This is a genomic window from Nonomuraea sp. NPDC002799, from assembly GCF_053592075.1.
This window is the reverse complement of record NZ_JBSFVA010000018.1, coordinates 107,024-128,958: the sequence shown is the minus strand read 5'-3', so window position 1 is coordinate 128,958 and position 21,935 is coordinate 107,024. Positions and strand designations below refer to the sequence as shown.

The window sequence follows — 21,935 nt, the reverse complement described above, 5'->3', positions numbered from 1 at the left end:
TGCATGAGTACGCCGACCACCAACACCGGTGAGCTCAACTGGCTGCTCGATGACCTTGCCACGAGGGTCGCGGCAGTGCGCCAGGCGGTCATCTTGTCGACCGACGGCCTGGCGATCGGTTACTCCAAGGGGTTGTCCCGGGAGGACGCCGAGCACCTGTCGGCGGTGGCGGCCGGGTTCCAGAGCCTGGCCCGCGGCACCGGACGGCACTTCGGCGGCGGTGACGTGCGCCAGACCATCGTGGAGATGGAGTCGGCGTTCCTGTTCGTCACCGCGGCGGGACAGGGCACCTGCCTGGCCGTGATCGCCGAGGCGAACGTCGACGTCGGTCACATCGCCTACGAGATGGCGATGCTGGTCAAGCGGGTGGGCCAGCACATCACCACCAATCCGCGCGCTGGAGCGTCATGATCGATGGGCCGCAGTGGTTTGATGAGGAGGCGGGACCTGTCGTCCGGCCCTATGCTCTCATCCGCGGGCGCACGCATTCCTCAGGGGACGCGTTCGACCTCGTGGCGATCGTGCGCGCGATCGGCGACATGCCGGCCGAGCTCGGTCCCGAACAGCAACTCATCCTGCGGGCGGCCCGTAGTCCGATCTCGGTGGCGGACCTGGCCGTCGAGCTCGACCTGCCCGTCGGAGTCGTCCGGGTCTTACTCGGCGACCTGCGTGACCACGGCCTCATCTCGGTGACGTCGCCCTCCGCCGGAGGGTCGCGGTCGAATGAGCGCATTCTCAAGGAAGTGATCAATGGACTCCGTGCTCTCTGAGGACCCTGTCGCGCTGAAGATTCTGATCGCGGGCGGGTTCGGCGTCGGCAAGACCACCTTGGTCGGGTCGATCAGCGAGATCAAGCCGCTGCGCACGGAGGAGGTGCTTTCTGACCGCGGGATCGGCGTCGACGACATCGACGGCGTCGAAGCCAAGACCACCACCACCGTGGCCATGGACTTCGGCCGCATCACCATCCGCGACGGGCTGGTCGTCTACCTGTTCGGGACGCCCGGGCAGGAGCGGTTCTGGTTCATGTGGGACGAGTTGTCCTACGGCGCGCTGGGCGCGGTCGTGATCGCCGACACCCGGCGGCTGACCGACTGCTTCCCCTCGGTCGACTACTTCGAGCAGCGCGGCACGCCGTTCGTGGTGGCCGTCAACTGCTTCGAGGGTGCGGACCAGCACAGCGTCGACGACGTGCGCGTCGCGCTGGACCTGGACGCCGACGTTCCGGTGCTGCTGTGCGACGTGCGGCGCAGGACGTCCGCCAAGGCCGTCATGATCGCGCTGGTCGAGCACTCATTGAGGACGCTGGCCTCGGCGAACTAGCGACCCCGGCCTCGGCGAACCAGAGGCCGGAGATCATCGGTGCGCGGACCCTAGAGCGCCCTGAGACCGTTGATCACTTCTTGGAGCAGGCTCTCGGTCGCGGTGGTCGCCTTGTCGTCGCGCGGCGGGCGCACCTGGACCAGTTCGTGCTCCAGCAGGTCCCCCAGCAACACCCTGATCACGCCGACCGGCAGGCCCAGATCCGAGGCGATCTCGGCGATGGGCCTGCGCTGTCCCACCACGGCGCTCAGCACCCGCCGGTGCTGGGCGCTCAGCTCCGCTTTGGCCGGCGCGGGCAGCCCCGTCGCGGCGACGGTCGCCAGCAGGTCGAGCGCGGTGGACGTGGTCTTGGTCCGGCCGCGGGCGACCGCGTACGGCCGCACGACCGGCCCAGCCTCCTCGTCGACCCACTCGTGCTCGCGGCTCACGATCGCGATCCCCCATCCTGGTCGCTGTCCTGCCGCCCGCGTTGCCAGCCGGACTGGAGCGAGGAGAGCAACGCCCTGGTCTCCTCAGGTGAGCGCTCCTCGATCGGCGGCGCGGGGGGCGGCGCCTGCTTGAGCCGCTGCGGCAGATTGGCCTGCCGTTCGCGGCGGGGCAGCCCGGGGTTGTCCTGCTGCTGCGGCAGTGCGGGCACGGTGGTCGTCGTGGGACCGTTCGTGGCACGCATGCTGGTACGGACCCGGCGTGGCAACTCGCCAGGAGCCGTGGTCTCCTGCCTGACGACCGAGACCGAGACGGACTCGAACTCCAGCGGCTGCACCGGCGTCGCCATCGGCTCGACCAGCGAGGAGGGGATGAGCACGATGGCGGTCGTGCCGCCGTACGGTGAGAGCTTGAGCGTGACCTTGATGCCGTGCCTGGAGGCGAGCATGCCGACCACGGCGAACCCCAGCCGCTCCGTCTGCGCCGCGTCGAACTCCGGCGGCCTGGCCAGCCGGCAGTTGAAGCCGCTGCGGGTGGCCTCGTCCATGCCCAGGCCGCGGTCCTCGACCTCGACGGCGAAGCCCCTGCCGACCATCTCGCCGCGCACGGAGACCTCGTTGCCGGGCGAGGAGAAGGCGGTGGCGTTCTCGATCAGCTCGGCGAACAGGTGCATGAGGTCGGCCACCGCCGCGCCGGAGACGCCGGCCTCGGGCATCGGATAGACGCGGACCCGGGTGTACTCCTCGACCTGGGCCGCCGCGCCGCTCAGCACGTCCTCCATCGGGATGACGCCGCGCCACCTGCGGCCCGCCGAGCCGCCGGAGAGCAGCACCAGGCCCTCGGCGTGGCGGCGCATGCGCGTGGTGAGGTGGTCGAGCTTGAACAGCCGCTCCAGCGCCTCGGGCTCCTCCGTCTGGCGCTGCATCTCATCCAGCAGCCTGAGCTGGCGCTGCAACAACGACTGGCTGCGCCTGGCCAGGTTGCGCAGCGCCTCGGACACGCCCTCGCGGAGCCTGGCCTGCTCGACGGCGGCGTCCACGGCGGTGCTCTGCACGCTCTCGAACGCCGAGGCCAGGTCGCTGACCTCGCTGGTGGCGTGCGGGCTGACGGTGATGGGCGGCGCCTCGGCCGCGATGTCCACGCTCTCGCCCTTGCGCAGCTTCGTCACGACGTGCGGCAGCCTGATCTCGGCCAGGTCCAGCGCGGTACGGCGGAGCGAGCCCAGCTCGCGGGTGAGCCGGCGGCCGACCCTGATCGAGATGAAGATGGAGAACACGACCGCGATCAGGCCGAGCGCGCCCGCGACGGCGGCCCGCACGATGATGCCGATGCCCGCGGGCTCCATCCGGGCCAGCAGCTTGTCCCCGGTGCGCCAGACGGCGTCTCGGTACTCCTTCTGCACCTGATCGGCGACGCCCTGCCAGAGCTGGACGTCCGCCGGCTTCCCGGCGACGTAGCCCTCCAGCAGGTTCTCCATCGTCATGTAGCGGGGCGAGAAGAACAACTTCTCGAACGGGGTGCGCAGCTCGGCGTCGAGGCTGGCCAGGGCCTTGGGGAACAGGTGCGTCCTGGTGCCGTCGATCGCGGCCAGCATGTGCACGTCGTGCATGCTCGCCTGGCCGTTCGAGGCGATGATCAGGGCGTGCTCGCGGCTCAGCAGCTCGCGCACCTCGTCGGCGGTGATCAGGCCCTGCGCCTGGAGGGAGAGCTCCAGGTCGGTGCTGACCGTCATCCGGGAGTACAGGAGGTGGACCTCGTCGGAGATCTTCGCGTACTCGGTGACCAGGCCGCCCGGGGTGAGCCTGCGGTCATCCACCTTGCGCCTGATGTCCGGCAGCCGGTCGATGGCCGCGAACACGGTCTGGAGCTGGGCCCTCATGTCCGGCGTGAGCGCCGACTGCGTCTCCTCGGACGTGGCCCGCTCGCGCAGCGTCTTGCGGCTGTTGTCCACCTTGGCGCGGGCCTTGGACAGGGCGTCCTGGTCCCTCGACATGCCCGCCAGCTGCTCGGCGGAGGCGAGGCGCTCGGTCTGCAGGTTGCCTACGACGCCGTCGGCGTGGTTGATGACGTTCGTCCAGATGGTCTCGACCTTGAGCAGGTTGAGAGCCTCTCCCGACGTGGTGCTCGCGGCGAAACCCCAGAGTGCGACCAGGGAGACCAAGGGGATGACGAGCAGCGTCGAGATCTTGAATCTGATGGATCTGCCCGATGCCATGACACCCGCTCCCGGATAGAAGATCGCGGGAGAGAATAGCACCGAAACAGATGGTTTTAAGATCGACTAGCGATAAATCTGTGATATGTCGGGAAAATCAGGACCGCGTCCCTACCCTGACCAGTACTCCGGTACCCACCGACCACCGGCTCCACCTCAGGCACCGCCACCGGCTCTCCCTCAAGCGCCGGCCGCCGGCTCCGCCTCAGACACCGACCGCCGGCTCCACCTCAGGCGCCGGCTCCATCTCAGGCGCCGGCCACGACTCCCCGCCCCCGGCGGGCGGCTTCGACTCCCCGCCCCAGGCGGCCGGAGGCGGCTTCCCGCCCCTGGCGGCCGGTCGCGAGTCCCCGCTGCCAGGCCAGCCGCACCAGCCACCCGGCCAGCACCGCCAGCAGGGCCACCTCCGCGCCCAGCAACATCCGCTCCACGAGCCCGATCAGCACCCGCTCGCCCGGCAGCGCCACGTACGTGATCGCCAGCAGCCCGAACCCCCCGGCCAGGGCCACCCACTCCACCACCCGCGCCACGGGCTTCCAGTCGGCGTCTGAGGCCAGTCTGGGGACCAGCAGTGCTCCGGCGGCCGGCAGGCTCACGAACGCGGCGACAGAGACGTAGCGGTGGATCTGGGCCGCCACATCGAGATCGAGGCCGATGGGTGTGGTCGGGATGATCGCCGCCACGATCAGCGCCCCCGACCACACCATCAGCAACCGCTCCGGCAGCCCCCGCACCGGAGCCCCCGCGGCCCGCAGCCCGCCCAGCAACGCCAGAGAGCCGATCCCGAGAACCGCCATCGCGATCTCCGTGACGCCCCCGCGGTCGGACACGGCGTACTCGCTCACGGTCACGTTCATGGGGTCCAGGTAGGGGTCGGGAACCAACTGCCCGATCACCACCGCGACCACCGCGAACAGGATCGACGCACAGGCGATCAGGGGATAGAGCCTCTTGACTGCGGTCATGGCACTCACTCTTCCGCCCCGCACCGCCCTCACACATCCGGCCTCACCCCGGACCCGACCCTGAGTCGTCGCCGCCGCCTCTCGGGGTTGCTCGCCGCTTTTTTCTTACAGCGGCGCCCGAACTCTTTCGTTTCGGCGACACCGAACTCTTTTGTTACGGCGGTGCCCACTGGGCTCCACCCGCCGACCCGGGTGACCGACCTTCCAGGGAGACGCTTACCCGCCTCCCGGTGGGTGGGTGGGATGGGGTGCTGTCAGTCGAGGATGTGAGCCGTCGCGCGGGTGTAGCGCTCCCGGATCTCCGGCACCGCGTCCCCGGTGTACGTCTCCGTGGCCTCCGAGCGCCAGTCCGGGCTCGTCACCAGCGTGGCGGCCTGGTAGGCGGCGCCGTTGGCGACGTACTCGGCCGGCGGCGGCACCGCGATCGGCACCCCGAAAACGGTCGGGGCGATGCGGCGCACCGCCTCCGAGCGGGCCGCCCCACCGATCAGCAGCACCCGCTCAGGCCGCAGATCGAGCGCGTCCAGGGCGTCGGCGAGGCCGCACAACATGCCTTCGATGGCCGCCCGCGCCAGGTGGGCCGGGGTCGAGGTGGCCAGGGTGAGCCCGTGGATGGAGCCGGTCGCGGTCGGGCGGTTGGGGGTGCGCTCGCCCTCCAGATACGGCACCAGCGTGAGCCCGCCGGCTCCCGCCGGCGCTTGCAGTGCCAGGTCGCTCAACTCGTCGAGACTCACCCCGACGATCCGGGCGGCGGCGTCCATGACGCGGGCGGCGTTGAGCGTGCACACCAGCGGCAGGAACCGTCCCGTGGCGTCGGCGAACCCGGCCACCGCGCCCGACGGGTCCGCGCTGGACGCCTCGGCGACCGCGAACACGGTCCCGGACGTGCCGAGCGACACCACGACGTCACCCGGCCGCGCCCCCACACCAAGCGCGGCGGCCATGTTGTCACCGGTCCCAGGCGCGATCAGCACCCGCCCACCGCGTCCACCGACACCATCACCATCACGACCACCGGCACCGCCGACGCCATCGCCACCGGCACCGCCAGCACCACCGACGCCATCACCACCGGCACCACCGACGCCATCGGCACCGGCACCGCCACCAACGACGGCACCGACCTCATCCCCCGGACCCAGCACCCGCGGCAACCGCGGAACCGTGCCGAAGGCCATCTTCAGCAGGTCCGTCCGGTAAGCCCCGGTCGCCGGCGACCAGTAGCCCGTCCCCGAGGCGTCGCCGCGGTCGGTGGTGAGCTGGTCGAGGGCGGGCGTGGGCGCGTCCGTCCAGGTCTCGACGTCGAACGGCCCGGACGCGAGCGCCCCCGCCAGCCGCCACGTCAGCCAGTCGTGCGGCAGGCACACCGCCGCCGTGCGGCGGGCGTTGTCGGGCTCGTGCTCGGCCAGCCAGCGCAGCTTGGTGATCGTGAACGAGGCCACGGGCACCGAGCCCACCGCGTCGGCCCACGCCTGCGGGCCACCGAGCTCGGCCGTCAGGTCGAGGGCGGCCTGGGCGGAGCGGGTGTCGTTCCACAGGAGGGCGTCGCGGACGACGTCTCCGGACTCGTCGAGGCAGACCAGGCCGTGCTGCTGCCCGGCCACGCTGATGGCGGCCACGCCGTCCAGCCCGCCGGCCGCCTCGATGGCCTGCAGCAATGCGGCCCACCAGTGGGACGGGTGCACCTCGGTGCCGGCCGGGTGCGCGGCCCTGCCCTCACGCACCAGAACGCCCGTCTCGGCCTCTCGAATGACGACCTTGCAACTCTGTGTAGAGGAATCGACCCCAGCGACCAACGTCACCCACGAACTCCTAACAAGTGCTCCAGCGCAAGCTGGTTGAGATGGGTGAAATGGTATCCGCGGGCCACCTCAGGATCGAAGTCGTCGCCGGCCAGATCGGCCAGCGTCTCGCCGCGGTTGAGTGTCGGCAGGCCGAGCTCGTCGACGCGGGAGGCACGCAGCGCGTCTCGCACTTCCGGATCAGTGCGGAATTTTCGAGCTTTGTCGCGAAGTATGAGGTATGTCCGCATATTGGCGGCGGCCGACACCCACACGTCCGCGGGATCCTCCGTACGGGAGGGCTTGTAGTCGAAGTGCCGCGGGCCGTCGTAGCCGCCGTGCTCCAGCAGGTCCACCAGGAAGAACGCGCTCATCACGTCACCGTGCCCGAACACCAGATCCTGGTCGAACCGGGGCCCGTGCTGCCCGTTGAGGTCGATGTGGAACAACTTGCCGTGCCACAGCGCCTGCGCGACGCCGTGCACGACGTTGAGCCCGGCCATCTGCTCGTGGCCGACCTCGGGGTTGAGCCCGACCATCTCCGGATGCTCCAGCTCGCCGATGAAGGCCAGGGCGTGGCCGATGGTCGGCAGCAGGATGTCGCCGCGCGGCTCGTTCGGCTTGGGCTCGATCGCGAAGCGGAGGTCGTAGCCGCGCTCGCGCACGTAGCCGCAGAGCAGGTCGATGGCCTCCTTGTAGCGGCCGAGCGCGGAGCGCACGTCCTTGGCGGCGTCGGACTCGGCCCCCTCGCGCCCGCCCCAGCAGACGTAGGTGGTGGCGCCGAGCGAGGCGGCCAGGTCGAGGTTGCGCGTCACCTTGCGCAGGGCGTATCGCCGCACGTCGCGATCGTTGCTGGTGAACGCGCCGTCCTTGAACACCGGATGGGTGAACAGGTTGGTGGTGGCCATGGGCACCTTCAGCCCGGTCTCGGCGAGCGCCTTGCGGAAGGCCGCGATCGCCCGCTCGCGATCGGGCTGGACCGCGAGCAGGTCGTCGTCGTGGAAGGTGACGCCGTAGGCGCCCAGCTCGGCCAGCCGATGCACGCTCTCGACGGGGTCGAGGGGCGCTCGGGCGGCGTCTCCGAACGGATCGCGCGCCTGCCAGCCGACCGTCCACAGACCGAAGGTGAATCGATCATCAGGGGTTGGCTCGTACATGCTCCGATGCTCCCCTGGTGATCAGTTGTTCACAAGCCCGAGGGATCACGGCCGACGCTGATCTCTTCGGCGATCTTGCGGATCTCCGTCACCTCGAGGCCCGGAGCCTTGGGCAGGTGGCGCAGCAACGCGTCCAGCACCACGTGCACCGGCTGGCCGGCGAACCGCCCGGCGATGCCGTGAACCGCCCTGAACAGCGCCTCTTCGGTGTCGTGCATCGGCAATCTCCTTCATCGGGTACGCGGAGAACGCTACGGCCTCGGCCCGACAGTTTGCCTGCTAACCCGCCAGCGTGTTCCCGCCCGCCTTGGAGATGACGGCCGCGCAGATCTCGTCGAGCCGGTCCACCTGCTCGTGCGTGAGCACGTCGAACAGGCAGCGCCGTACCTCCTCGACGTGCCCGGGAGCGGCGGCGGCCAGCGCGGCGAACCCGTCGTCCGTCAGGACGGCGAGATTGCCCCGGCGGTCGCCGGGACAGCGCTCGCGGCGGACCCAGCCGCGCTCCTCCAGCCGCGCGACGGCGTGGGACAGGCGGCTCTGGGAGCTCTGGGCCTTGGCGGCCAGCTCGCTCATCCGCATGGACCGCCCGCCCGACTCGGACAGGGCCACAAGGATCATGTAATAGGCGTGCGGCATGCTCGCGTCCCGCTGGAGCTGACGGTCGAGCGTCTCGTTGATGAGCTGGGTCGCCGCCAGGAAGCGCCGCCAGGCGTGCTGTTCGTCCTCATCTAGCCATCTGGTCACGGTCCCAATTTAGTTGAACGCTCATATACTTAGCCCCGGGACTCTGTCCGGAAGGGGAAACACCATGCCGGTCCATCGGCTCAACCATGCGGTTCTCTACGTTCGCGATGTGGAGCGCAGCGTCGCCTTCTACCGGGAGGCGCTCGGCTTCGAAGTGGTCATGGGCATGCGGGGGGCCGCGTTCCTGCAGGCCCCTGACTCGTCCAACGACCACGACCTCGGCCTGTTCGAGATCGGCGCGGACGCGGCGCCCTCACCGGCCGGGCGCACGTCCGTCGGCCTCTACCACCTGGCGTGGGAGGTCGACACCCTCGACGAGCTGGAGCGGGTCGCGGCCAAGCTGGTCGAGCTGGACGCGCTGGTCGGCTCCTCCGACCACGGCACCACCAAGGCGCTGTACGCGCGCGACCCCGACGGGCTGGAGTTCGAGGTGTCGTGGCTCGTGCCCGCCTCGCTGCTGACCGAGGAGATCCTCGCCGCCCGCGCCAGCATCCGGCCGCTCGACCTGATGGCCGACAAAGAGCGATATGGCGCCCAGACGCGCGGCGGCGTCGGTGTGTCGATCCCCGTCTGAAGGTACCGTGGCTGTATCCGGCCTTCTTCCACTCGTCCTTCCACTCGTCCTTCCACTCGTTGCCACGAGGAGGCGGTCATGCCGAGCGACCCTGACCACGTGCTCGACGCCATCGACGGCGTCGTCGACGAGTGGGAGACGCTGAGCTCCGACGCCATGCGCTGGGCTCCTCCCGAGACCAAGAGTCCCGATCTGGTGGGCGAGGTGACCGAGATCTTCGGGCCGCTCGCCAACGCGTTCGCCCAGGTCCTGCGCCCCCTCAGCGACGCGTTCGAGCGCGTGCTGAACACGCTGGCGGAGGAAGAGGGCGAGCGAGCGCAGGCGCGAGAGGACGGCGACCAGCTCTAAGGCGCCGACGGCCGGAGCGCCGGCCCGCGTGCCGGTGGCTCGGCCGTTCGGCAGCCGGCTCAGCCGTTCGGCAGCCGCAGCGGGCGCAGCGCGCCGGTGAGCTTGGCCAGCTCGGCGAGCATGGCGTCGGCGGCCGCGTCGGTCACCTCGTTGGGGCGCAGGACGCCGTTCTCGTCCAGGAACTGCGGCAGGAACGGGATGATGACCCCCTCCACCACGGGCACCATCTTGAGCGTGCTGACGACCTGGCGCAAGCTGTTCACCGCGCGGGTGCCGCCGGAGATCCCGCCGTAGCTGACGAACCCGGCGGCCTTGTGCTGCCACTCGTGGTGCAGAAAGTCCAGGGCGTTCTTCAGCACGGCGTTGAAGCTGTGGTTGTACTCCGGCGTGACGAACACGAAGGCGTCGCCCCGGTCCACGGTGGCGCTCCACTCCTTGGTGTGCGCGTTCACGTACTGCTTGAGCCTGGGGTGGTGGGGCTCGTCGAAGAACGGCAGCCCGACCTCGGCCAGATCGACCAGCTCCACCTGGAAGGCGTCCGAGGCGGCGGCCTTGCCGTGGAACCAGTCGGCGACGGCGCGCCCCGAGCGACCCGGACGGGTGCTGGCGACCACGATCTGCAGAACGGGCTTGTCCATGACTGCTCCTGAGCTGGGCGAATAGATACTCAACATTATTGAGTAACTACACAATCTTAAGCAAATGCTAGGGTGGAGCCGTGAGCCTCACATCCGTGTGCGTCCGCTTCCACGTCGCCCTGGAGCTGATCGGCGCCCGCTGGTCGGGAGCGTTGATCCACATGATCTTCAAGGGCGCCCACCGGTATGCCGACCTCAAGGCCGCGATCCCCGGCATCAACGACACGATGCTGGCCAGGCGCCTGCGCGAGCTGGAGGCGGCCGGCCTCATCGAGCGGCGCGTGCTGGCCACCTCGCCGGTGCGGGTCGAATACCACCTGACCGAGATGGGCCAGGAGCTGCGCCCCGTCCTCGACGAGCTGGTGACGTGGTCGCACAAGTGGATCCCGCTGCCGGAGGCCGAATCCGCCTAGCATGGGCTCCCATGACCGGGCTCGGAACGCTGATGCGCCACGTCCACGAGCTGATGGACGGCGACCTCGCCGCCGTCCACGCCGAGTTCGGCCTGCCGCCCGACTACCGCCCCCGCTTCTCGCCCGTCGTGCGCGCGCTGGTGGAGCGGGGCCCGATGGCCATTCGCGACCTGGCCGGGGCGATCGGCGTGACGCACTCGGCGGCCAGCCAGACGGTGATCCAGATGCGCCGGTGCGACCTGGTCGCGCTGGAGAAGGGCGCTGACGCCCGCCACCGCATCGTGCACCTCACGCCCAGGGCCCGCACCGTGCTGCCCGCGATCGAGGCCGAGTGGGCGGCCACCGAGCAGGCGGTGCGGGAGCTGGACGCAGAGCTCCCGGTGCCCCTGGCCGAGGTGCTGCGGGCCACCCTCGACGCGCTGGAACGCCGGCCGTTCCGCGAGCGGATCCGGGCGCACGCCGGACGGGCCGGTTAGACTCGTGGCATGACCTGGCGACATTGATCCACCACCAGGGGCCGGCGCGGGGCGCGCGGGCCTCCGAGGCGACAAGCACTCGGAGTCCCTGCTCGTCCCCCTGGAAGGCCTCACATGCTGGTCGCGAAGCTGTACGCCTACGCGTTCCTTGGCGAATTCATCCTGCTCTACCCGGTCTACACGTTGTTGTTCACCGACGCCGGGTTGTCGGTCGCCGAGACCTCGTCGTTGTTCCTCATCTGGTCGATCACCGGCATGGTCCTGGAGGTGCCTTCCGGCGCCCTGGCCGACCGGGTGTCCAGACGCCTGCTCCTGTGCCTCGGCCCGCTGCTGGCCGGCGCGGGCTTCGGTCTGTGGATCCTCTTCCCCTCCTACTGGGCGTTCGCCCTCGGCTTCGTGTTGTGGGGCGCCGAGGGGGCGCTCGTCTCCGGCGCGTACGAAGCCCTCTCCTATGAGGAGCTGGAGCGGCACGGTCAGGCGAGCCGCTACGCCACCGTCATGGGCCGGGCCACGGCGGTGGGCCTGGTCGCCGACGCGGCGGCGATCGGCCTGGCCGTGCCGGTCTTCGCGGCCGGGGGCTATCTCGCCGTGGGGGCGGCCAGCGTGCTGGCGTGCGTCCTGTGCGCGGCCGCCGCGCTGACGCTGCCCGAGCGGAGAACGTCCGGCGACGGCCCCGAGGAGGGCTACCTGGCGATTCTGCGGGCCGGGGTCGCCCAGGCCCGTACGGACCGGGGCGTGCTGAACGCGCTGCTGACGGTCTCCTTCGTGACGGCGATCTGGGGGGCGCTGGAGGAGTATGTCCCGTTTCTGGGAGCGGAGACGGGCGTCGCCAAGACCACCATCCCCCTGCTGGTCCTCGTGGTCTGGATCGGCGCCACGGCGGGCGGCCTGCTGTCGGGAGCCGCCCAGCGCATGCCGCCCCGCGCGTACGCCCTGACGATCGCGCTGGCGGCGCTCGCCATGGCGGCCGGGGCGATCAGCGGGCATCCTGCCGGATTCGTGCTGATAGCGCTGGCCTTCGGGGCGTTCCAGCTCGCCGGGGTGGTGGCCGACGTGCGGCTCCAGGAGCGGATCACCGGCACGGCGCGGGCCACGGTGACGTCCGTCGCCGGCCTGGGGACGAACCTGGTGACGCTGGCGGTCTACGTCTCCTACGCGGCGGTGTCCCCGTACGCGTCGCACGGGGTCACGTTCGCGGTGCTGCTGGCGCCGTACGTGCTGATCGCCCTCATGACGGCTCAGCCGTCGAGGTCGGCCCCGGACCCTGTTCAGTAGCGGGACGGGATGCGTTTGGGCAGGGGCGGCGGGGCCTCCGCCTCCTCCATCTGCGGCGGCTCCGGCGGTGCGGGCCTGACCGCCTGCCGCCACCGCGAGGGGAACGCCGAGGCCGCGAGCAGCACGCCTGCGATCACCGGAGCCCAGGTGTGCAGGAAAGGCAGGTAGTCATTGAAATACTGACGGGGCACCACGCCGAACCCGAGCAGGTGGTCGCCGCCCAGGCCCATGCGCACCAACGACGCCGTGACCAGCCCGCCGAAGGCCAATCCGGGCAGCAACGAGGCGAGCGGCGACAACCTCGACCCGGCCAGGGCGCCGATCACGAGCGCCGTGCCCAGGTAGGCGGCCACCCCGATCCAGTCCACCACGAAGCCGTGCAGCGTGTATTCGTAGCGCTCGGCCGAGCCGTACATCACTCCTGCCGCGATCACTGGAACGGCCAGCACCCCGACGCCCGCGCCGATCAGATGACGAACACCATTACGCACAGAGAACACCTCCAGCAACGGGACCTTACCCACCCCCTCCGACACTTTCCTTTAAGGCGCGAAACTTCCTATTCGCTGCACGCCCAAAACTGGCCATAACACCGAAATAGGAGCTCTTTGGTATCTAGCAGGATTCCTACCAGCCGTTAGCTTGACAGCACCCCCACCCGAGGAGTGCACATGTTGAGTAAACGCTGTGCTCTGGCAGGCGCCATCATCCTGGCCGCCTGCGTGGCCACCCCACTCAGCGCAGCATCGGCTGACCAGGCACCTCAATCCGCGCCCCCCGCTCCCCCGCAAGTGATCGACGCTCTCGAACGCGACCTCGGCCTGTCCGAGGCGCAGGTCGTCACCCGGCTGGCCAACGAGGAACGCGCCTCAGCCACGGAGGCCACGCTGACCGGTCAGCTCGGCGCCTCCTACGGCGGCGCCTGGCTGAACGAGGACGCCTCCAAGCTCCTGGTCGCCACCACCGACCCGGGCGCCGCCGCGGCCATCGAGGCCCAGGGCGCGCAGCCGGTCGTGGTCACCCGATCCCTCGCCCAGCTCGACGCCATCGTGGCGCAGCTCGACCGGGCGCCCAAGCGCGCGCGGGCGGCGGCGGCCCTGTGGTTCGTCGACGTCACGACCAACAAGGTCTCCGTCCAGGCGCCCACGGTCGAGGCCGCGCAGGCCCTGGCCACGGCGGCGGGCGTGGACGCGAACGCGGTCACCGTGGCGGCGACCGCCGAGCGGCCGGCGACGTTCATCAACATCATCGGTGGCGCCGCCTACTACATCGGCGGCAGCCGCTGCAGCGTCGGCTTCCCCGTCACCCGCGGCACCACTCCCGGCTTCACCACCGCCGGGCACTGCGGCCGGGCCGGCTCCAGGACCACGAGCCCGACGGGCACCTTCCAGGGCTCGTCCTTCCCCGGCAACGACTACGCCTGGGTCGCCGCTCCCGGCAACACCGCGCAGCCGTGGGTACGCGGCTCCGGCGGCGCGAACGTGATCGTCCGTGGCTCCACCCAGGCCGCGGTCAACGCGTCCATCTGCCGCTCCGGTTCGACCACCGGCTGGCGCTGCGGCCTCATCAGGCAGCACAACACCAGCGTCACCTACGCGCAGGGCACCGTCTCCGGCCTGACCCGCACCAGCGCGTGCGCCGAGCCCGGCGACTCCGGCGGCTCGTTCATCTCGGGCAGCCAGGCCCAGGGCATGACCTCCGGCGGCTCCGGCAACTGCAGCGTCGGCGGCACGACGTACCACCAGCCCGTCAATGAGGCCCTGAGCGTGTACGGCCTCACGTTACGCGTCGGCTGAGCTCGAAACCCGCGCGGCGCGTCCCTTCCCCCGGGCGCGCCGCGCTCTTTCGTTCACGCACGTGAGAAACCATCCAGCCCGGTGAGTTCGCCGGAGAGGGCCCACAGCCGGGAGGCGGAATCGGGATCGATCGCCCACGGCTTGACGCCGCCGACGAGCATGTCGTCGGTGGTCGCGGGTTCGGCGAGGTCGCAGTCCTGGCAGTAGGCGCCGCCGTACTCGTCGAGCAGGGGTGACGTGGCCGCCCATACGGCCGTCGCCGCACCCTGCGCCGGGGTTTTGAAGCCGTCGGCATGGCGGCCCTCCGGGGTGATCCAGCCCTGGGCGATCTGCTGCTCGCGGGGGATGCGCCGTTGCAGCGGGGTGAGGATGCTGCCCGGGTGCACCGCGAAGGCCCGCACGCCGTCGGCCGCGCCGAGGGCGTCGAGGTGGACGGCGAACAGGGCGTTGGCCGTCTTGGACTGCCCGTAGGCGAGCCAGTGGTCGTAGCCGTCGCGGAAGTGCGGGTCGTCCCAGCGGATGTCCGACAGGAAGTGCCCGGACGAGGCGACGGACACCACCCGCGCCCCGGCCAGGGCCGGGCGCAGGCGGTTGACCAGGGCGTAGTGCCCAAGGTGGTTGATGGCGAAGTGTGCTTCCCAGCCTGGGCCGATGAGCGTGTCCGGGTAGGCCATGACGCCCGCGTTGCCGATGACGATGTCGAGGGTTCGGCCGGTCTCCAGGAACCGGTCGCTGAACGTCCGGATGTTGTCCGGGTCCGCGAGATCGAGCTCTCGTACCTCCGTCCGGGGAATGCCGCGCAGCGCCTCCGTCGCCACGGCCGGGCGGCGAGCGGGCACGATGACGTGCGCCCCGGCGCGGGACAGCGCGCTCGTGGCCGCAAGTCCCAAGCCCGAATAGCCGCCGGTGATTAGAACGTTCCTGCCGGACAGCTCGATGCCGGCCAGGACGTCGTCCGCCGTGCTGTGCGCGCCGAATCCCGAGCCGATCTTGTGTTGCGAGATTGCCATGCACCCGACGTTAAGATCTAGAGTGCAATCTAGGTCAAGCTAGGGCGGAGCGGCATGAGCAGGAACGCGGACGGCCTTTCCATCGGAGACGTCGCGAAGGCGACCGGCCTGGGCGTGCACGCCTTGCGCTTCTTCGAACGTGAGGAGCTCTTCATCCGTGCGATTCCGCGTACGGCCGGTGGGCAACGCGTCTACGAACCGGCGGACGTGGAGTGGCTCCTGTTGTGCAACCGGCTGCGAGACTCCGGCATGCCCATCGCCACCCTGAGGAGGTTCGCCCGGCTGGTCCGATCCGGTCCCGGCAACGAGGCGGAGCGGCTCGCGCTCCTGGAGGAGCACGAAAGAACCGTCCGGGACCGGATCGCCGCCTTGACGGCCAGCCTGGGGATCATCCATGGCAAGGTCGTCACCTATCGCCGGCACGTCGAGGAGGGAACCGCGGCCGGCATCTGGTCGCCGGCACCCTCCGCGTAGCCGTGGCCCTCCGTTGATCCGCGGCGCCCTGCTCCCTTACGTCGTTATTTCCAGCCGACCCCGTAAAATGAGCGATGACCGGCGACCGGCCAGAAAGGCAGGCGCGTCATGCCGGAGTTCGAGGTCTCGATAGCGGCGACGAGCCGGGCCGGCTGCCACGTCGTCCAGGTGAGCGGCGACCTCGGCAGAGACGCCGCCCCCGTCCTGCGCGACAAGACGGTCGCCCTGCTCATCGGCCCCGGCCACGCGCATCTGATCCTCGACCTGGCCCGCCTGACAAGCTGCGATCCAGCCGGGACCGGCGCCATCATCACCACCCTGAAATGGGTGATGCTGGCCGGCGGCCATCTGTCCATCGCGGCGATGCCCGCTCACATCCTGCAGGACTTCCAGCGCCGCAAACTGGACCGGATATTCACCTTCTACGACACCGTCGACCAGGCACTCACCGGTTAAAGCAGCGCCTTCCCCCGCGCTCGATCAACCGTCGTCAGCACGCAGGATGGCCATGCCCGGCATTTTTCTCCTGGCCATCTCCCGCAGATTGCCCGACTATGAACACCGTGCCGAGCATCCTGCGAGACGACGTCCGGGACGTACGACCACCACCCACCGCAAGCGGAAAAAGACGATGGCTACGCCTCGCGGCAGTCGCGGCACCGTTCCTCCTGCTTGCCGCGCTCATCATGGTGCCTCAGTGGATGCACGATCGCGAGCTGAACGGCCTTGCCGACCGCTTTCTGAGCTACCCCCTCCCACCGGAGACCGCATTCTCCGACGATGAGGTACAGATGTCAGTGGTCCTGCGCGGCAACAGCAATCACTGCGATTACCGTCTCAGGTTCAACCTGCGAACGAAGCTGTCGGGCAGCGAAGTCCTGCGCCACTACGAGACCGCGAATATCGGCATCGAAGGGGCGCCGCTTTCCGTCACCGTCTGGACCCCTTCAGAAGACCCGCCCTTCCCCCTGCTCTTCGATGACCAGCCGATCATTATCGAGCTACAGGACAATCTCCATGAGCCCGGCTGGGATCTTCGCTGCCACTGACAGCGGGGCCCCGGACCCCATAACTTTGCGGCGGGAGGCGACTTGTGATGACGCGGACCCCGGACGATGAGACTGCTTCACCGACGCACCGCCACTTCTTCTACCCGTTGTGCCGGTGGACCGCGGCGGTGATCCTGCTGCAATACGGCTTCGCCAAAATCTTCGGCGCCCAGTTCACCGTGCTCGATTCCGAGCTCGACAAGCCGATGGGCACGGTGAGCGGATTCTGGCTCACCTGGTACTACTTCGGTTACTCACCGGTCTTCGGCAATCTGATCGCGCTCTTGCAGGTCGGTCTCGGCCTGGCGCTGGCATTCCGCCGCACCGCGCTCCTCGGAGCCGCAGGCACCGCACCGCTGCTCGCCGGGATCACCGTGCTCAACCTCTCCTACGGGATCGCCCTCGACGCCATGCTCATCGCCCTGATCGGGGCCGGCTGCGCGACCTACCTGCTGTGGCAGCACCGCCGGGACCTGGTGGCGGTGTTCTGGAACGACCAGAACCAGGTCGCGCCCAGCGCACGACGTACGCGCCCGCGGTGGGCGCACGCCGTGCTCGTGGCGCTCCTGCTCGCGATTCCGGCTTCGTGCTCGTACTACGTCGCCAACTACAACAACCGGTTGCCCACCCCGCTCGACGGCACCTGGGACGTCACGGCCGGCGCCTTCCAGCCCTCGGGCCTGCCCGGTCCGGCCGAGCGCGTCTACTTCGAGCACAACCGCGCCTATCAACTCGTCCTGCGCAGTGGGCAGACCTGGCAGACCCACCACTTCGAGATCGATCCGGCCACCGGCACGATCAGTGTCTGGCGGACATGGCTCACGAAGGGCGAACAACTCCTGTCCGGGCTCTACGACCTCACCGGCGGCCGGCTGGTGATCACCGCCACGGATCTGGCCTCCGGACGACCACTGGTCTGGGAACTCCGGCCCGTCCCGTAATCAACGACGTTTGCCCAGCAGCCGGAGCCGCGTACAAGGCTCCGGCATTCCAAGCGGCCGTCCTGCCTGGGTCAGTTCACGCAGAGACAGAACGGATGCCCGGCCGGGTCGAGGAGCACCCGGAAGGACGTACCGGGCTGATGCTCATGCTTGGTCGCTCCGAGAGCGAGCACCGCGGCCTCGGCGGCGTCCAGGTCGTCGACGATCACGTCGAAGTGCATCTGCTGGGGCACCTCCTGCGCCGGCCAGTTGGGCGGGGTGTAGGGGTCCACCTGCTGGAAGGAGACGCACTGACCGTTGTCGGCGCGAATGTCAGCCCAGTCGGAGGAGATCTCGACCTTCCAGTCCAACATCGCGCCGTAGAACGCCGCCAGGGCGCCTGGGTCGGGACAGTCGATGACGATGCTTGGGAGACGTGCGATTGCCATGCCGGCCACGGTAGGGGCAATAGCGGACGATCCACGTCCGGAACACCTCCGCCGCCCTCCGGAAGGGCAGACACGTGGCTCCGCCGGACGGGATGATCTGGCCAGTAGCGTGGCATCCGTGGAGGAAGAACATCCGGGCAAACAGCGGGTGCGGTGGCCGGAGCAACGCGAGGACGCGATCGAGGCACTACGAGCCCTGGGTGACCGCGACTACCAGGACCAACACTGGCGATCAGGGAAAGGATGGCCGGACCTCACCGCTGCCGTGCACTGGCTCATCGACGACACCTTCATCGACCAACGCGGCGCACAGGCACTGATCCCCCACCTTTTCCTCGATCAACGAGAAGCCGGCCTCGTGCAGCTGGTCGTTGACGCCCTCTTGCGCGTCCTCGATGACCTTGGCCCGGCCGCTCCGGACATCGCCTACCTCGACCATCCTGGATGGATCGACGTCCTGGGTACGGCCGCCGCTGCCCACGCAGCTCTGTCGTCCGGCAGGGAGGACATGTGACGGCCGGGATCTGCGCTGGAACTGGCTCGCGAGTTGCGCAACCTCACCGCCGGGCCGTCCAGCGAGAGCCAAGTGGCTCTGCTCAGACCGTGGCCTTTCCAGCCCCTGATGGCGTGGTCGGCCTCATTGGCGGGCCGGCGACCTGGGTGATGAGGAAGTCGAGCCGTTCCTCCTGTCCGTCCGCGGGGATGCGGCCGCTGTCCGACAGGACGGCCATGCCGTGCAACGCGCTCCAGGTGACTTCGGCGAAGAGTTCGCGTCGCTTGTTGTCCGGGCTGAAGCAGTCGACGAACTCACCGAAACAAGCCCGCAGCGGGGGCGGCGTCTCGGCGCTCGCGAACTTCAGGTCGGTGGGCAGGATGAACATGGCCTGGTACAGGGCTGGTCGCTCGGTCGCGAACCCCAGGTAGGCGCGGCAGACGGCGCGCAGGGCCTGTCCGGGTTCGGGGGCGGCCTCCCGAGCGCGGCGCAGGTGGGCGGCGAGTTCGCTGAATCCGTCCATGGCGACGGCGCTCACGATGGCGTCCTTGCCGTTGAAGTGGCTGTACAGCACCGGCTGGCTGTACTCGACGCGTTCAGCCAGCCGTCGTGTCGTCACGGCCTCCCAGCCTTCGGTCTCCGCAAGTTCGCGCGCGGCCGTGATGATCAGCTGATGACGGTGGGCGCGTTCACGTTCGCGGCGCTCGCTGATGGCGGACATGCCAACATCATAGCAACGCTAGACACTCTGTCGAGGACAGGATACCGTCGCTATGAATAAGAGCTTTGCTAGATTTCCGCGTCGCCACTAAGGGGAAAGCGATTCATGCTCACCAACGTCGCCAACGGAGCCATGCCCGTCTCCGAGCCCAATCGAGCGCGGCGGTTCAGGCCACGTTCCAGTTGTCGATAATGATGACGGGCGCCTCTTCCACATCCAGCCATTCGGCTTCAATGCCCATGCCGGTGGCAGCCTCGATGAAGGCGAACGCCGCGCTGAGTTTGCCGCGGTAGTCCTCCGGGTCGAGACCGTCGAGCATGGCTCGGAATCCGGACAGGATGCTCGGATCACCGTTGTGGACGGTGTGCTCGGCGAAGATGAAGTTGCGCATCCAGGCCCTGATCTTGCCGTCGGCCGCGTAGAGGATCGTGTATCCCCCATTGAAGTGCCAGGTCGTCATCCACACCCGCGACTCCTTGCTGAGTTCGGTGAGGATGTGATCGGGAGTGGCGAAGCCCTGGGAGAACTCCAGGAAAGCCCAGGCTCCTTCACCTTGGTAGACGAAGAGCACGGGAAAGCCCTCACCGCCGGCCTCCTCCCTGGGATACGCCATGATGCGTTCCTCGGGATCACGGCCTCCGTTCAGCCGCCACTGGAGATCGTCCACGGTGATCTCGTCGTCGAGGGGTTGTACCACGGTCCAGCAGAGGGCGCTCTCAAACCATTGTTGTTGGTTGAAGAGATCGCGGTAGTGATCGATCACCTGATGATTGTCGTGGAAAATGCCAGAAGTAAAACACCCGGCTCCACGCGATGCTGATCGCCTCCCGGGCCACCGCCTACTTGAACCGCCCCGGGCTCGGTGGCGCACCTTCAGCACGCCCGGCGCGGTTTCATGGCCCTCGAAGCCACCGTCATTGGCTACCGTCGGAATATGACCCTCTATTGCTATGTCTGTCTGGGACGGAAGCGAGCCAGTGAGGCATACACGATCATGCGGGGGTACGCATTCTGCCTCGATCATGCGCAGCAGATCACGGCCGACAAGAGAACCGGACATCCCGGTCTCGAGGACTCGGCCTTCCGCAGGGATCTCCCAAGGCTTATCCACCTTGACTGACCTGCCAGGGCCCGCCGGGCACGATCGTGTTCGTGGCCGGCGCGCCGGGGTCGTCGTAGTAGCCGGTACGCGCCATGCGGTCGGCTCTCCCCGGGAACATCGTTCTCCAGTCGTCTGGCGGTGCCCCAGATCCTTTCCGAAACTAGACTCCACGGACGCCGACAACCAGCCAGGGAGGCGCCCGGTGCACAACCACGAACCCGCCGACTACCACTGCCCGTTCTGCCACCTCACCCCGGACCGGGAACCCGACGTGGTCTACCGCGACGAGCGTGTCTTCGCGATGATCTGCCCGCGCTGGTGGCCGCAGAACGCGGGCCATCTGCTGATCATCCCCCTCTCCCATCACGAGAACCTGTACGACCTCCCCGCCGCCGACGGCCACGCGATCTTCGACGCCACCCGCATACTCGCCCGCGCCATGCGCACTGCCTACGACTGCGCGGGCGTCTCCACCCGCCAGCACAACGAGCCCGCCGGCAACCAAGATGTCTGGCACTTCCACCAGCACCTCTTCCCCCGCTACCCCGGCGACGACCTCTACGGCACGCCCCCGCAGCCCGACTGGCTCCCCGCCGACCGCCGCCGCGCCTACGCGGAGCGGCTGCGCGCCGCTATCAACTCCTAGCCGGCAGGCGCGCGTGCAGAGGGTCCACTCGTCCTGATCCTCGGATCCGATCTTGTTGCCGGGGTCATGGTCCGTCCACGGCTTCGCCGATGGCATCGACGTCGGTCTGGGCGCATTCGGCGCCGAGGCCGTAGGCGGCCAACTCCAAGACGGCGACCCTGCCCACGACGCGAACGCCTCGATGGTCTGCCACGTCCGGCACTTTGCCGACCTCGATCCCACTCTCGAAGAGGCTGCCGACCTTCCGTGCGTGCGACTACACAACGCGTGACCGTCACGCCGACCGCATGCCTCGGCGTCAGCACCACCCCTGACTGATCATCCCGGGGCCGGAGTGCTCCCGTCGGCAGCTATTTGTCGGCTCGTCTCGCTACAGTCGGCGCATGGCTGATCAAACTGCGTTGGAGCAGCTGATCGTCCTTGTGCCTCCGCCGCCGAATCCGAGATTCGCTTTACAGAGCTGGGATGCGTTGTTCGCCGAGTTGGGCACGCACTTACCAGGGGACTATGTGGCGCTCATTGACGCCTACGGATCGGTTTCATTCTACGATTGTTGGGAGTGGCGGATCCCCGGCGGGACAAATGGGGATCGACCCTGGTCGCCGTTGGACAGGATACGGGTGATCTCTATCGCTCCTTCCGGTCACAGTGGCCGGAGAAATACCCGTTCGCGGCCTGGCCGGAGCCTGGCGGCTTCCTGTCGTGGGGAAGCTCCATCGATGGTGACCGTCTCGGCTGGCTGACCGTGGGCGAGCCTGATAGCTGGCCGGTGGCGATCTGGCCACGCCATTCAGATGATCACCGGGTCATCACTTTGATGATGACAGAAGTTCTTATGGGCTGGTTCTCGGGCGATCTAGTCGGTGGCGACCTACCCGATCTGGCTCCAGTCGACTGTCAGCCTTGGTGAGCAGTTCCGCACTCGGATCTGACCGGGAAC

At 68.8% G+C, this 21,935-nt stretch carries 30 protein-coding genes; 16 read left to right on the top strand and 14 right to left on the bottom strand.

Translation table 11 applies throughout. The features are described 5' to 3' along the window. Window positions 1–3 precede the first annotated feature (3 nt). Genes ACWD0F_RS29720 through ACWD0F_RS29710 form a run of 3 tightly spaced genes read left to right on the top strand, consistent with a single transcriptional unit; the run spans window position 4 to window position 1,323 of the window. Window positions 4–411, top strand: coding sequence for a roadblock/LC7 domain-containing protein (locus ACWD0F_RS29720; RefSeq protein WP_449881019.1), 408 nt, complete (start codon window positions 4–6; stop codon window positions 409–411). After that, window positions 408–770 carry a DUF742 domain-containing protein gene (locus ACWD0F_RS29715; RefSeq protein ID WP_449881017.1) on the top strand — a complete coding sequence of 121 codons (363 nt, stop codon included), beginning with the start codon at window positions 408–410 and terminating at the stop codon, window positions 768–770. The genes ACWD0F_RS29720 and ACWD0F_RS29715 overlap by 4 nt, the downstream gene beginning before the upstream one ends. Continuing rightward, window positions 751–1,323: a GTP-binding protein gene (locus tag ACWD0F_RS29710; RefSeq protein ID WP_449881015.1), complete on the top strand. Its 573-nt coding sequence runs from the start codon at window positions 751–753 to the stop codon at window positions 1,321–1,323. Before ACWD0F_RS29715 ends, ACWD0F_RS29710 begins: the two co-directional genes overlap by 20 nt. A 50-nt stretch (window positions 1,324–1,373) precedes the next feature. On the opposite strand, the gene ACWD0F_RS29705 is transcribed toward ACWD0F_RS29710, so the two are convergent. From ACWD0F_RS29705 to ACWD0F_RS29675, 7 genes are all read right to left on the bottom strand, one after another. Then, entirely contained in the window at window positions 1,374–1,751 is a 378-nt protein-coding gene (locus ACWD0F_RS29705; RefSeq protein WP_449881013.1) for a DUF742 domain-containing protein, read from the bottom strand. Beyond that, a complete protein-coding gene (locus tag ACWD0F_RS29700; protein ID WP_449881011.1) occupies window positions 1,748–3,964 on the bottom strand; it encodes a sensor histidine kinase in 2,217 nt (738 codons plus the stop codon). Before ACWD0F_RS29700 ends, ACWD0F_RS29705 begins: the two co-directional genes overlap by 4 nt. A gap of 248 nt (window positions 3,965–4,212) precedes the next feature. After that, on the bottom strand, window positions 4,213–4,929 hold the full coding sequence (locus tag ACWD0F_RS29695) for a DUF998 domain-containing protein (protein WP_449881009.1): 717 nt from the start codon (window positions 4,927–4,929) through the stop codon (window positions 4,213–4,215). A 254-nt stretch (window positions 4,930–5,183) separates the two neighbouring features. Beyond that, window positions 5,184–6,731: a xylulokinase gene (locus ACWD0F_RS29690; protein ID WP_449881007.1), complete on the bottom strand. Its 1,548-nt coding sequence runs from the start codon at window positions 6,729–6,731 to the stop codon at window positions 5,184–5,186. Next, on the bottom strand, window positions 6,728–7,867 hold the full coding sequence (gene xylA, locus ACWD0F_RS29685) for a xylose isomerase (RefSeq protein WP_449881005.1): 1,140 nt from the start codon (window positions 7,865–7,867) through the stop codon (window positions 6,728–6,730). Before xylA ends, ACWD0F_RS29690 begins: the two co-directional genes overlap by 4 nt. Before the next feature lie 29 nt (window positions 7,868–7,896). Further along, the gene (locus ACWD0F_RS29680) at window positions 7,897–8,085 is read right to left on the bottom strand and encodes a hypothetical protein (RefSeq protein WP_449881003.1); all 189 of its coding nucleotides are present in this window, start codon (window positions 8,083–8,085) and stop codon (window positions 7,897–7,899) included. 61 nt (window positions 8,086–8,146) lie between these two features. Next, window positions 8,147–8,611 (bottom strand): MarR family winged helix-turn-helix transcriptional regulator, encoded by a 465-nt coding sequence (locus ACWD0F_RS29675; protein WP_449881001.1) that lies wholly within the window; start codon window positions 8,609–8,611, stop codon window positions 8,147–8,149. 64 nt (window positions 8,612–8,675) lie between these two features. Here ACWD0F_RS29675 and ACWD0F_RS29670 point away from each other — a divergent pair, with 64 nt between their 5' ends. Together ACWD0F_RS29670 and ACWD0F_RS29665 are read left to right on the top strand one after the other, a co-directional pair. After that, the gene (locus tag ACWD0F_RS29670; protein ID WP_449880999.1) at window positions 8,676–9,185 is read left to right on the top strand and encodes a VOC family protein; all 510 of its coding nucleotides are present in this window, start codon (window positions 8,676–8,678) and stop codon (window positions 9,183–9,185) included. Between the two features lie 78 nt (window positions 9,186–9,263). Then, window positions 9,264–9,533, top strand: coding sequence for a hypothetical protein (locus ACWD0F_RS29665; RefSeq protein WP_449880997.1), 270 nt, complete (start codon window positions 9,264–9,266; stop codon window positions 9,531–9,533). Between the two features lie 59 nt (window positions 9,534–9,592). Here ACWD0F_RS29665 and ACWD0F_RS29660 read toward each other — a convergent pair whose 3' ends face one another. Beyond that, entirely contained in the window at window positions 9,593–10,171 is a 579-nt protein-coding gene (locus ACWD0F_RS29660; protein WP_449880995.1) for an NADPH-dependent FMN reductase, read from the bottom strand. An 80-nt stretch (window positions 10,172–10,251) separates the two neighbouring features. Between ACWD0F_RS29660 and ACWD0F_RS29655 the strand changes: the two genes are divergently transcribed. From ACWD0F_RS29655 to ACWD0F_RS29645, 3 genes are all read left to right on the top strand, one after another. Beyond that, window positions 10,252–10,584 (top strand): winged helix-turn-helix transcriptional regulator, encoded by a 333-nt coding sequence (locus ACWD0F_RS29655; protein WP_449880993.1) that lies wholly within the window; start codon window positions 10,252–10,254, stop codon window positions 10,582–10,584. 11 nt (window positions 10,585–10,595) lie between these two features. Further along, complete coding sequence (locus tag ACWD0F_RS29650) at window positions 10,596–11,060, top strand: MarR family winged helix-turn-helix transcriptional regulator (RefSeq protein WP_449880991.1); 465 nt, start codon at window positions 10,596–10,598, stop codon at window positions 11,058–11,060. A 114-nt stretch (window positions 11,061–11,174) separates the two neighbouring features. Beyond that, complete coding sequence (locus ACWD0F_RS29645; protein ID WP_449880989.1) at window positions 11,175–12,335, top strand: MFS transporter; 1,161 nt, start codon at window positions 11,175–11,177, stop codon at window positions 12,333–12,335. Here ACWD0F_RS29645 and ACWD0F_RS29640 read toward each other — a convergent pair. Then, the gene (locus tag ACWD0F_RS29640) at window positions 12,329–12,826 is read right to left on the bottom strand and encodes a hypothetical protein (protein ID WP_449880987.1); all 498 of its coding nucleotides are present in this window, start codon (window positions 12,824–12,826) and stop codon (window positions 12,329–12,331) included. The genes ACWD0F_RS29645 and ACWD0F_RS29640 overlap by 7 nt on opposite strands. Before the next feature lie 180 nt (window positions 12,827–13,006). Here ACWD0F_RS29640 and ACWD0F_RS29635 point away from each other — a divergent pair, with 180 nt between their 5' ends. Next, complete coding sequence (locus ACWD0F_RS29635; RefSeq protein ID WP_449880985.1) at window positions 13,007–14,131, top strand: S1 family peptidase; 1,125 nt, start codon at window positions 13,007–13,009, stop codon at window positions 14,129–14,131. A gap of 53 nt (window positions 14,132–14,184) precedes the next feature. Here ACWD0F_RS29635 and ACWD0F_RS29630 read toward each other — a convergent pair whose 3' ends face one another. Continuing rightward, on the bottom strand, window positions 14,185–15,141 hold the full coding sequence (locus ACWD0F_RS29630; RefSeq protein WP_449880983.1) for an SDR family NAD(P)-dependent oxidoreductase: 957 nt from the start codon (window positions 15,139–15,141) through the stop codon (window positions 14,185–14,187). Between the two features lie 54 nt (window positions 15,142–15,195). Between ACWD0F_RS29630 and ACWD0F_RS29625 the strand changes: the two genes are divergently transcribed. The 4 genes from ACWD0F_RS29625 (at window position 15,196) to ACWD0F_RS29610 (ending at window position 17,605) form a co-directional block, all read left to right on the top strand. Continuing rightward, the gene (locus ACWD0F_RS29625) at window positions 15,196–15,615 is read left to right on the top strand and encodes a MerR family transcriptional regulator (protein ID WP_449880981.1); all 420 of its coding nucleotides are present in this window, start codon (window positions 15,196–15,198) and stop codon (window positions 15,613–15,615) included. Between the two features lie 108 nt (window positions 15,616–15,723). Beyond that, window positions 15,724–16,071, top strand: a complete 348-nt coding sequence (locus ACWD0F_RS29620) for an STAS domain-containing protein (RefSeq protein ID WP_449880979.1) — start codon at window positions 15,724–15,726, stop codon at window positions 16,069–16,071. A gap of 98 nt (window positions 16,072–16,169) precedes the next feature. After that, complete coding sequence (locus ACWD0F_RS29615) at window positions 16,170–16,664, top strand: hypothetical protein (protein WP_449880978.1); 495 nt, start codon at window positions 16,170–16,172, stop codon at window positions 16,662–16,664. A 47-nt stretch (window positions 16,665–16,711) separates the two neighbouring features. After that, window positions 16,712–17,605 (top strand): hypothetical protein, encoded by an 894-nt coding sequence (locus ACWD0F_RS29610; RefSeq protein ID WP_449880976.1) that lies wholly within the window; start codon window positions 16,712–16,714, stop codon window positions 17,603–17,605. Between the two features lie 71 nt (window positions 17,606–17,676). Here the strand turns inward: ACWD0F_RS29610 and ACWD0F_RS29605 are convergent, their stop codons facing one another. Further along, window positions 17,677–18,033: a VOC family protein gene (locus tag ACWD0F_RS29605; protein WP_449880974.1), complete on the bottom strand. Its 357-nt coding sequence runs from the start codon at window positions 18,031–18,033 to the stop codon at window positions 17,677–17,679. 118 nt (window positions 18,034–18,151) lie between these two features. On the opposite strand from ACWD0F_RS29605, the gene ACWD0F_RS29600 reads away from it, so the two are divergent. Next, window positions 18,152–18,547, top strand: a complete 396-nt coding sequence (locus ACWD0F_RS29600) for an SCO4402 family protein (protein WP_449880972.1) — start codon at window positions 18,152–18,154, stop codon at window positions 18,545–18,547. An 82-nt stretch (window positions 18,548–18,629) separates the two neighbouring features. Here the strand turns inward: ACWD0F_RS29600 and ACWD0F_RS29595 are convergent, their stop codons facing one another. Continuing rightward, on the bottom strand, window positions 18,630–19,247 hold the full coding sequence (locus ACWD0F_RS29595; RefSeq protein ID WP_449880970.1) for a TetR/AcrR family transcriptional regulator: 618 nt from the start codon (window positions 19,245–19,247) through the stop codon (window positions 18,630–18,632). Window positions 19,248–19,413: 166 nt separating this feature from the next. Then, on the bottom strand, window positions 19,414–20,010 hold the full coding sequence (locus ACWD0F_RS29590; protein WP_449880968.1) for a hypothetical protein: 597 nt from the start codon (window positions 20,008–20,010) through the stop codon (window positions 19,414–19,416). Between the two features lie 541 nt (window positions 20,011–20,551). On the opposite strand from ACWD0F_RS29590, the gene ACWD0F_RS29585 reads away from it, so the two are divergent. Then, on the top strand, window positions 20,552–20,995 hold the full coding sequence (locus ACWD0F_RS29585; protein WP_449880966.1) for an HIT family protein: 444 nt from the start codon (window positions 20,552–20,554) through the stop codon (window positions 20,993–20,995). A gap of 64 nt (window positions 20,996–21,059) precedes the next feature. Here ACWD0F_RS29585 and ACWD0F_RS29580 read toward each other — a convergent pair whose 3' ends face one another. Further along, on the bottom strand, window positions 21,060–21,188 hold the full coding sequence (locus ACWD0F_RS29580) for a hypothetical protein (RefSeq protein ID WP_449880964.1): 129 nt from the start codon (window positions 21,186–21,188) through the stop codon (window positions 21,060–21,062). A gap of 366 nt (window positions 21,189–21,554) precedes the next feature. On the opposite strand from ACWD0F_RS29580, the gene ACWD0F_RS29575 reads away from it, so the two are divergent. Beyond that, on the top strand, window positions 21,555–21,905 hold the full coding sequence (locus ACWD0F_RS29575; RefSeq protein WP_449880962.1) for a hypothetical protein: 351 nt from the start codon (window positions 21,555–21,557) through the stop codon (window positions 21,903–21,905). Window positions 21,906–21,935: the final 30 nt, after the last annotated feature.

What these genes read in the sequence shown, in the direction of transcription:
- ACWD0F_RS29635 (WP_449880985.1), top strand. Translation starts at nt 13,007, where the DNA reads ATGTTGAGTAAACGCTGTGCTCTGGCAGGCGCCATCATCCTGGCCGCC.
- ACWD0F_RS29625 (WP_449880981.1), top strand. Translation starts at nt 15,196, where the DNA reads ATGAGCAGGAACGCGGACGGCCTTTCCATCGGAGACGTCGCGAAGGCG.
- ACWD0F_RS29665 (WP_449880997.1), top strand. Translation starts at nt 9,264, where the DNA reads ATGCCGAGCGACCCTGACCACGTGCTCGACGCCATCGACGGCGTCGTC.
- ACWD0F_RS29715 (WP_449881017.1), top strand. Translation starts at nt 408, where the DNA reads ATGATCGATGGGCCGCAGTGGTTTGATGAGGAGGCGGGACCTGTCGTC.
- ACWD0F_RS29720 (WP_449881019.1), top strand. Translation starts at nt 4, where the DNA reads ATGAGTACGCCGACCACCAACACCGGTGAGCTCAACTGGCTGCTCGAT.
- ACWD0F_RS29710 (WP_449881015.1), top strand. Translation starts at nt 751, where the DNA reads ATGGACTCCGTGCTCTCTGAGGACCCTGTCGCGCTGAAGATTCTGATC.
- ACWD0F_RS29645 (WP_449880989.1), top strand. Translation starts at nt 11,175, where the DNA reads ATGCTGGTCGCGAAGCTGTACGCCTACGCGTTCCTTGGCGAATTCATC.
- ACWD0F_RS29605 (WP_449880974.1), bottom strand. Translation starts at nt 18,033, where the DNA reads ATGGCAATCGCACGTCTCCCAAGCATCGTCATCGACTGTCCCGACCCA.
- ACWD0F_RS29680 (WP_449881003.1), bottom strand. Translation starts at nt 8,085, where the DNA reads ATGCACGACACCGAAGAGGCGCTGTTCAGGGCGGTTCACGGCATCGCC.
- ACWD0F_RS29615 (WP_449880978.1), top strand. Translation starts at nt 16,170, where the DNA reads ATGAACACCGTGCCGAGCATCCTGCGAGACGACGTCCGGGACGTACGA.
- ACWD0F_RS29670 (WP_449880999.1), top strand. Translation starts at nt 8,676, where the DNA reads ATGCCGGTCCATCGGCTCAACCATGCGGTTCTCTACGTTCGCGATGTG.
- xylA (WP_449881005.1), bottom strand. Translation starts at nt 7,867, where the DNA reads ATGTACGAGCCAACCCCTGATGATCGATTCACCTTCGGTCTGTGGACG.
- ACWD0F_RS29660 (WP_449880995.1), bottom strand. Translation starts at nt 10,171, where the DNA reads ATGGACAAGCCCGTTCTGCAGATCGTGGTCGCCAGCACCCGTCCGGGT.
- ACWD0F_RS29650 (WP_449880991.1), top strand. Translation starts at nt 10,596, where the DNA reads ATGACCGGGCTCGGAACGCTGATGCGCCACGTCCACGAGCTGATGGAC.
- ACWD0F_RS29595 (WP_449880970.1), bottom strand. Translation starts at nt 19,247, where the DNA reads ATGTCCGCCATCAGCGAGCGCCGCGAACGTGAACGCGCCCACCGTCAT.
- ACWD0F_RS29630 (WP_449880983.1), bottom strand. Translation starts at nt 15,141, where the DNA reads ATGGCAATCTCGCAACACAAGATCGGCTCGGGATTCGGCGCGCACAGC.
- ACWD0F_RS29700 (WP_449881011.1), bottom strand. Translation starts at nt 3,964, where the DNA reads ATGGCATCGGGCAGATCCATCAGATTCAAGATCTCGACGCTGCTCGTC.
- ACWD0F_RS29620 (WP_449880979.1), top strand. Translation starts at nt 15,724, where the DNA reads ATGCCGGAGTTCGAGGTCTCGATAGCGGCGACGAGCCGGGCCGGCTGC.
- ACWD0F_RS29610 (WP_449880976.1), top strand. Translation starts at nt 16,712, where the DNA reads ATGACGCGGACCCCGGACGATGAGACTGCTTCACCGACGCACCGCCAC.
- ACWD0F_RS29695 (WP_449881009.1), bottom strand. Translation starts at nt 4,929, where the DNA reads ATGACCGCAGTCAAGAGGCTCTATCCCCTGATCGCCTGTGCGTCGATC.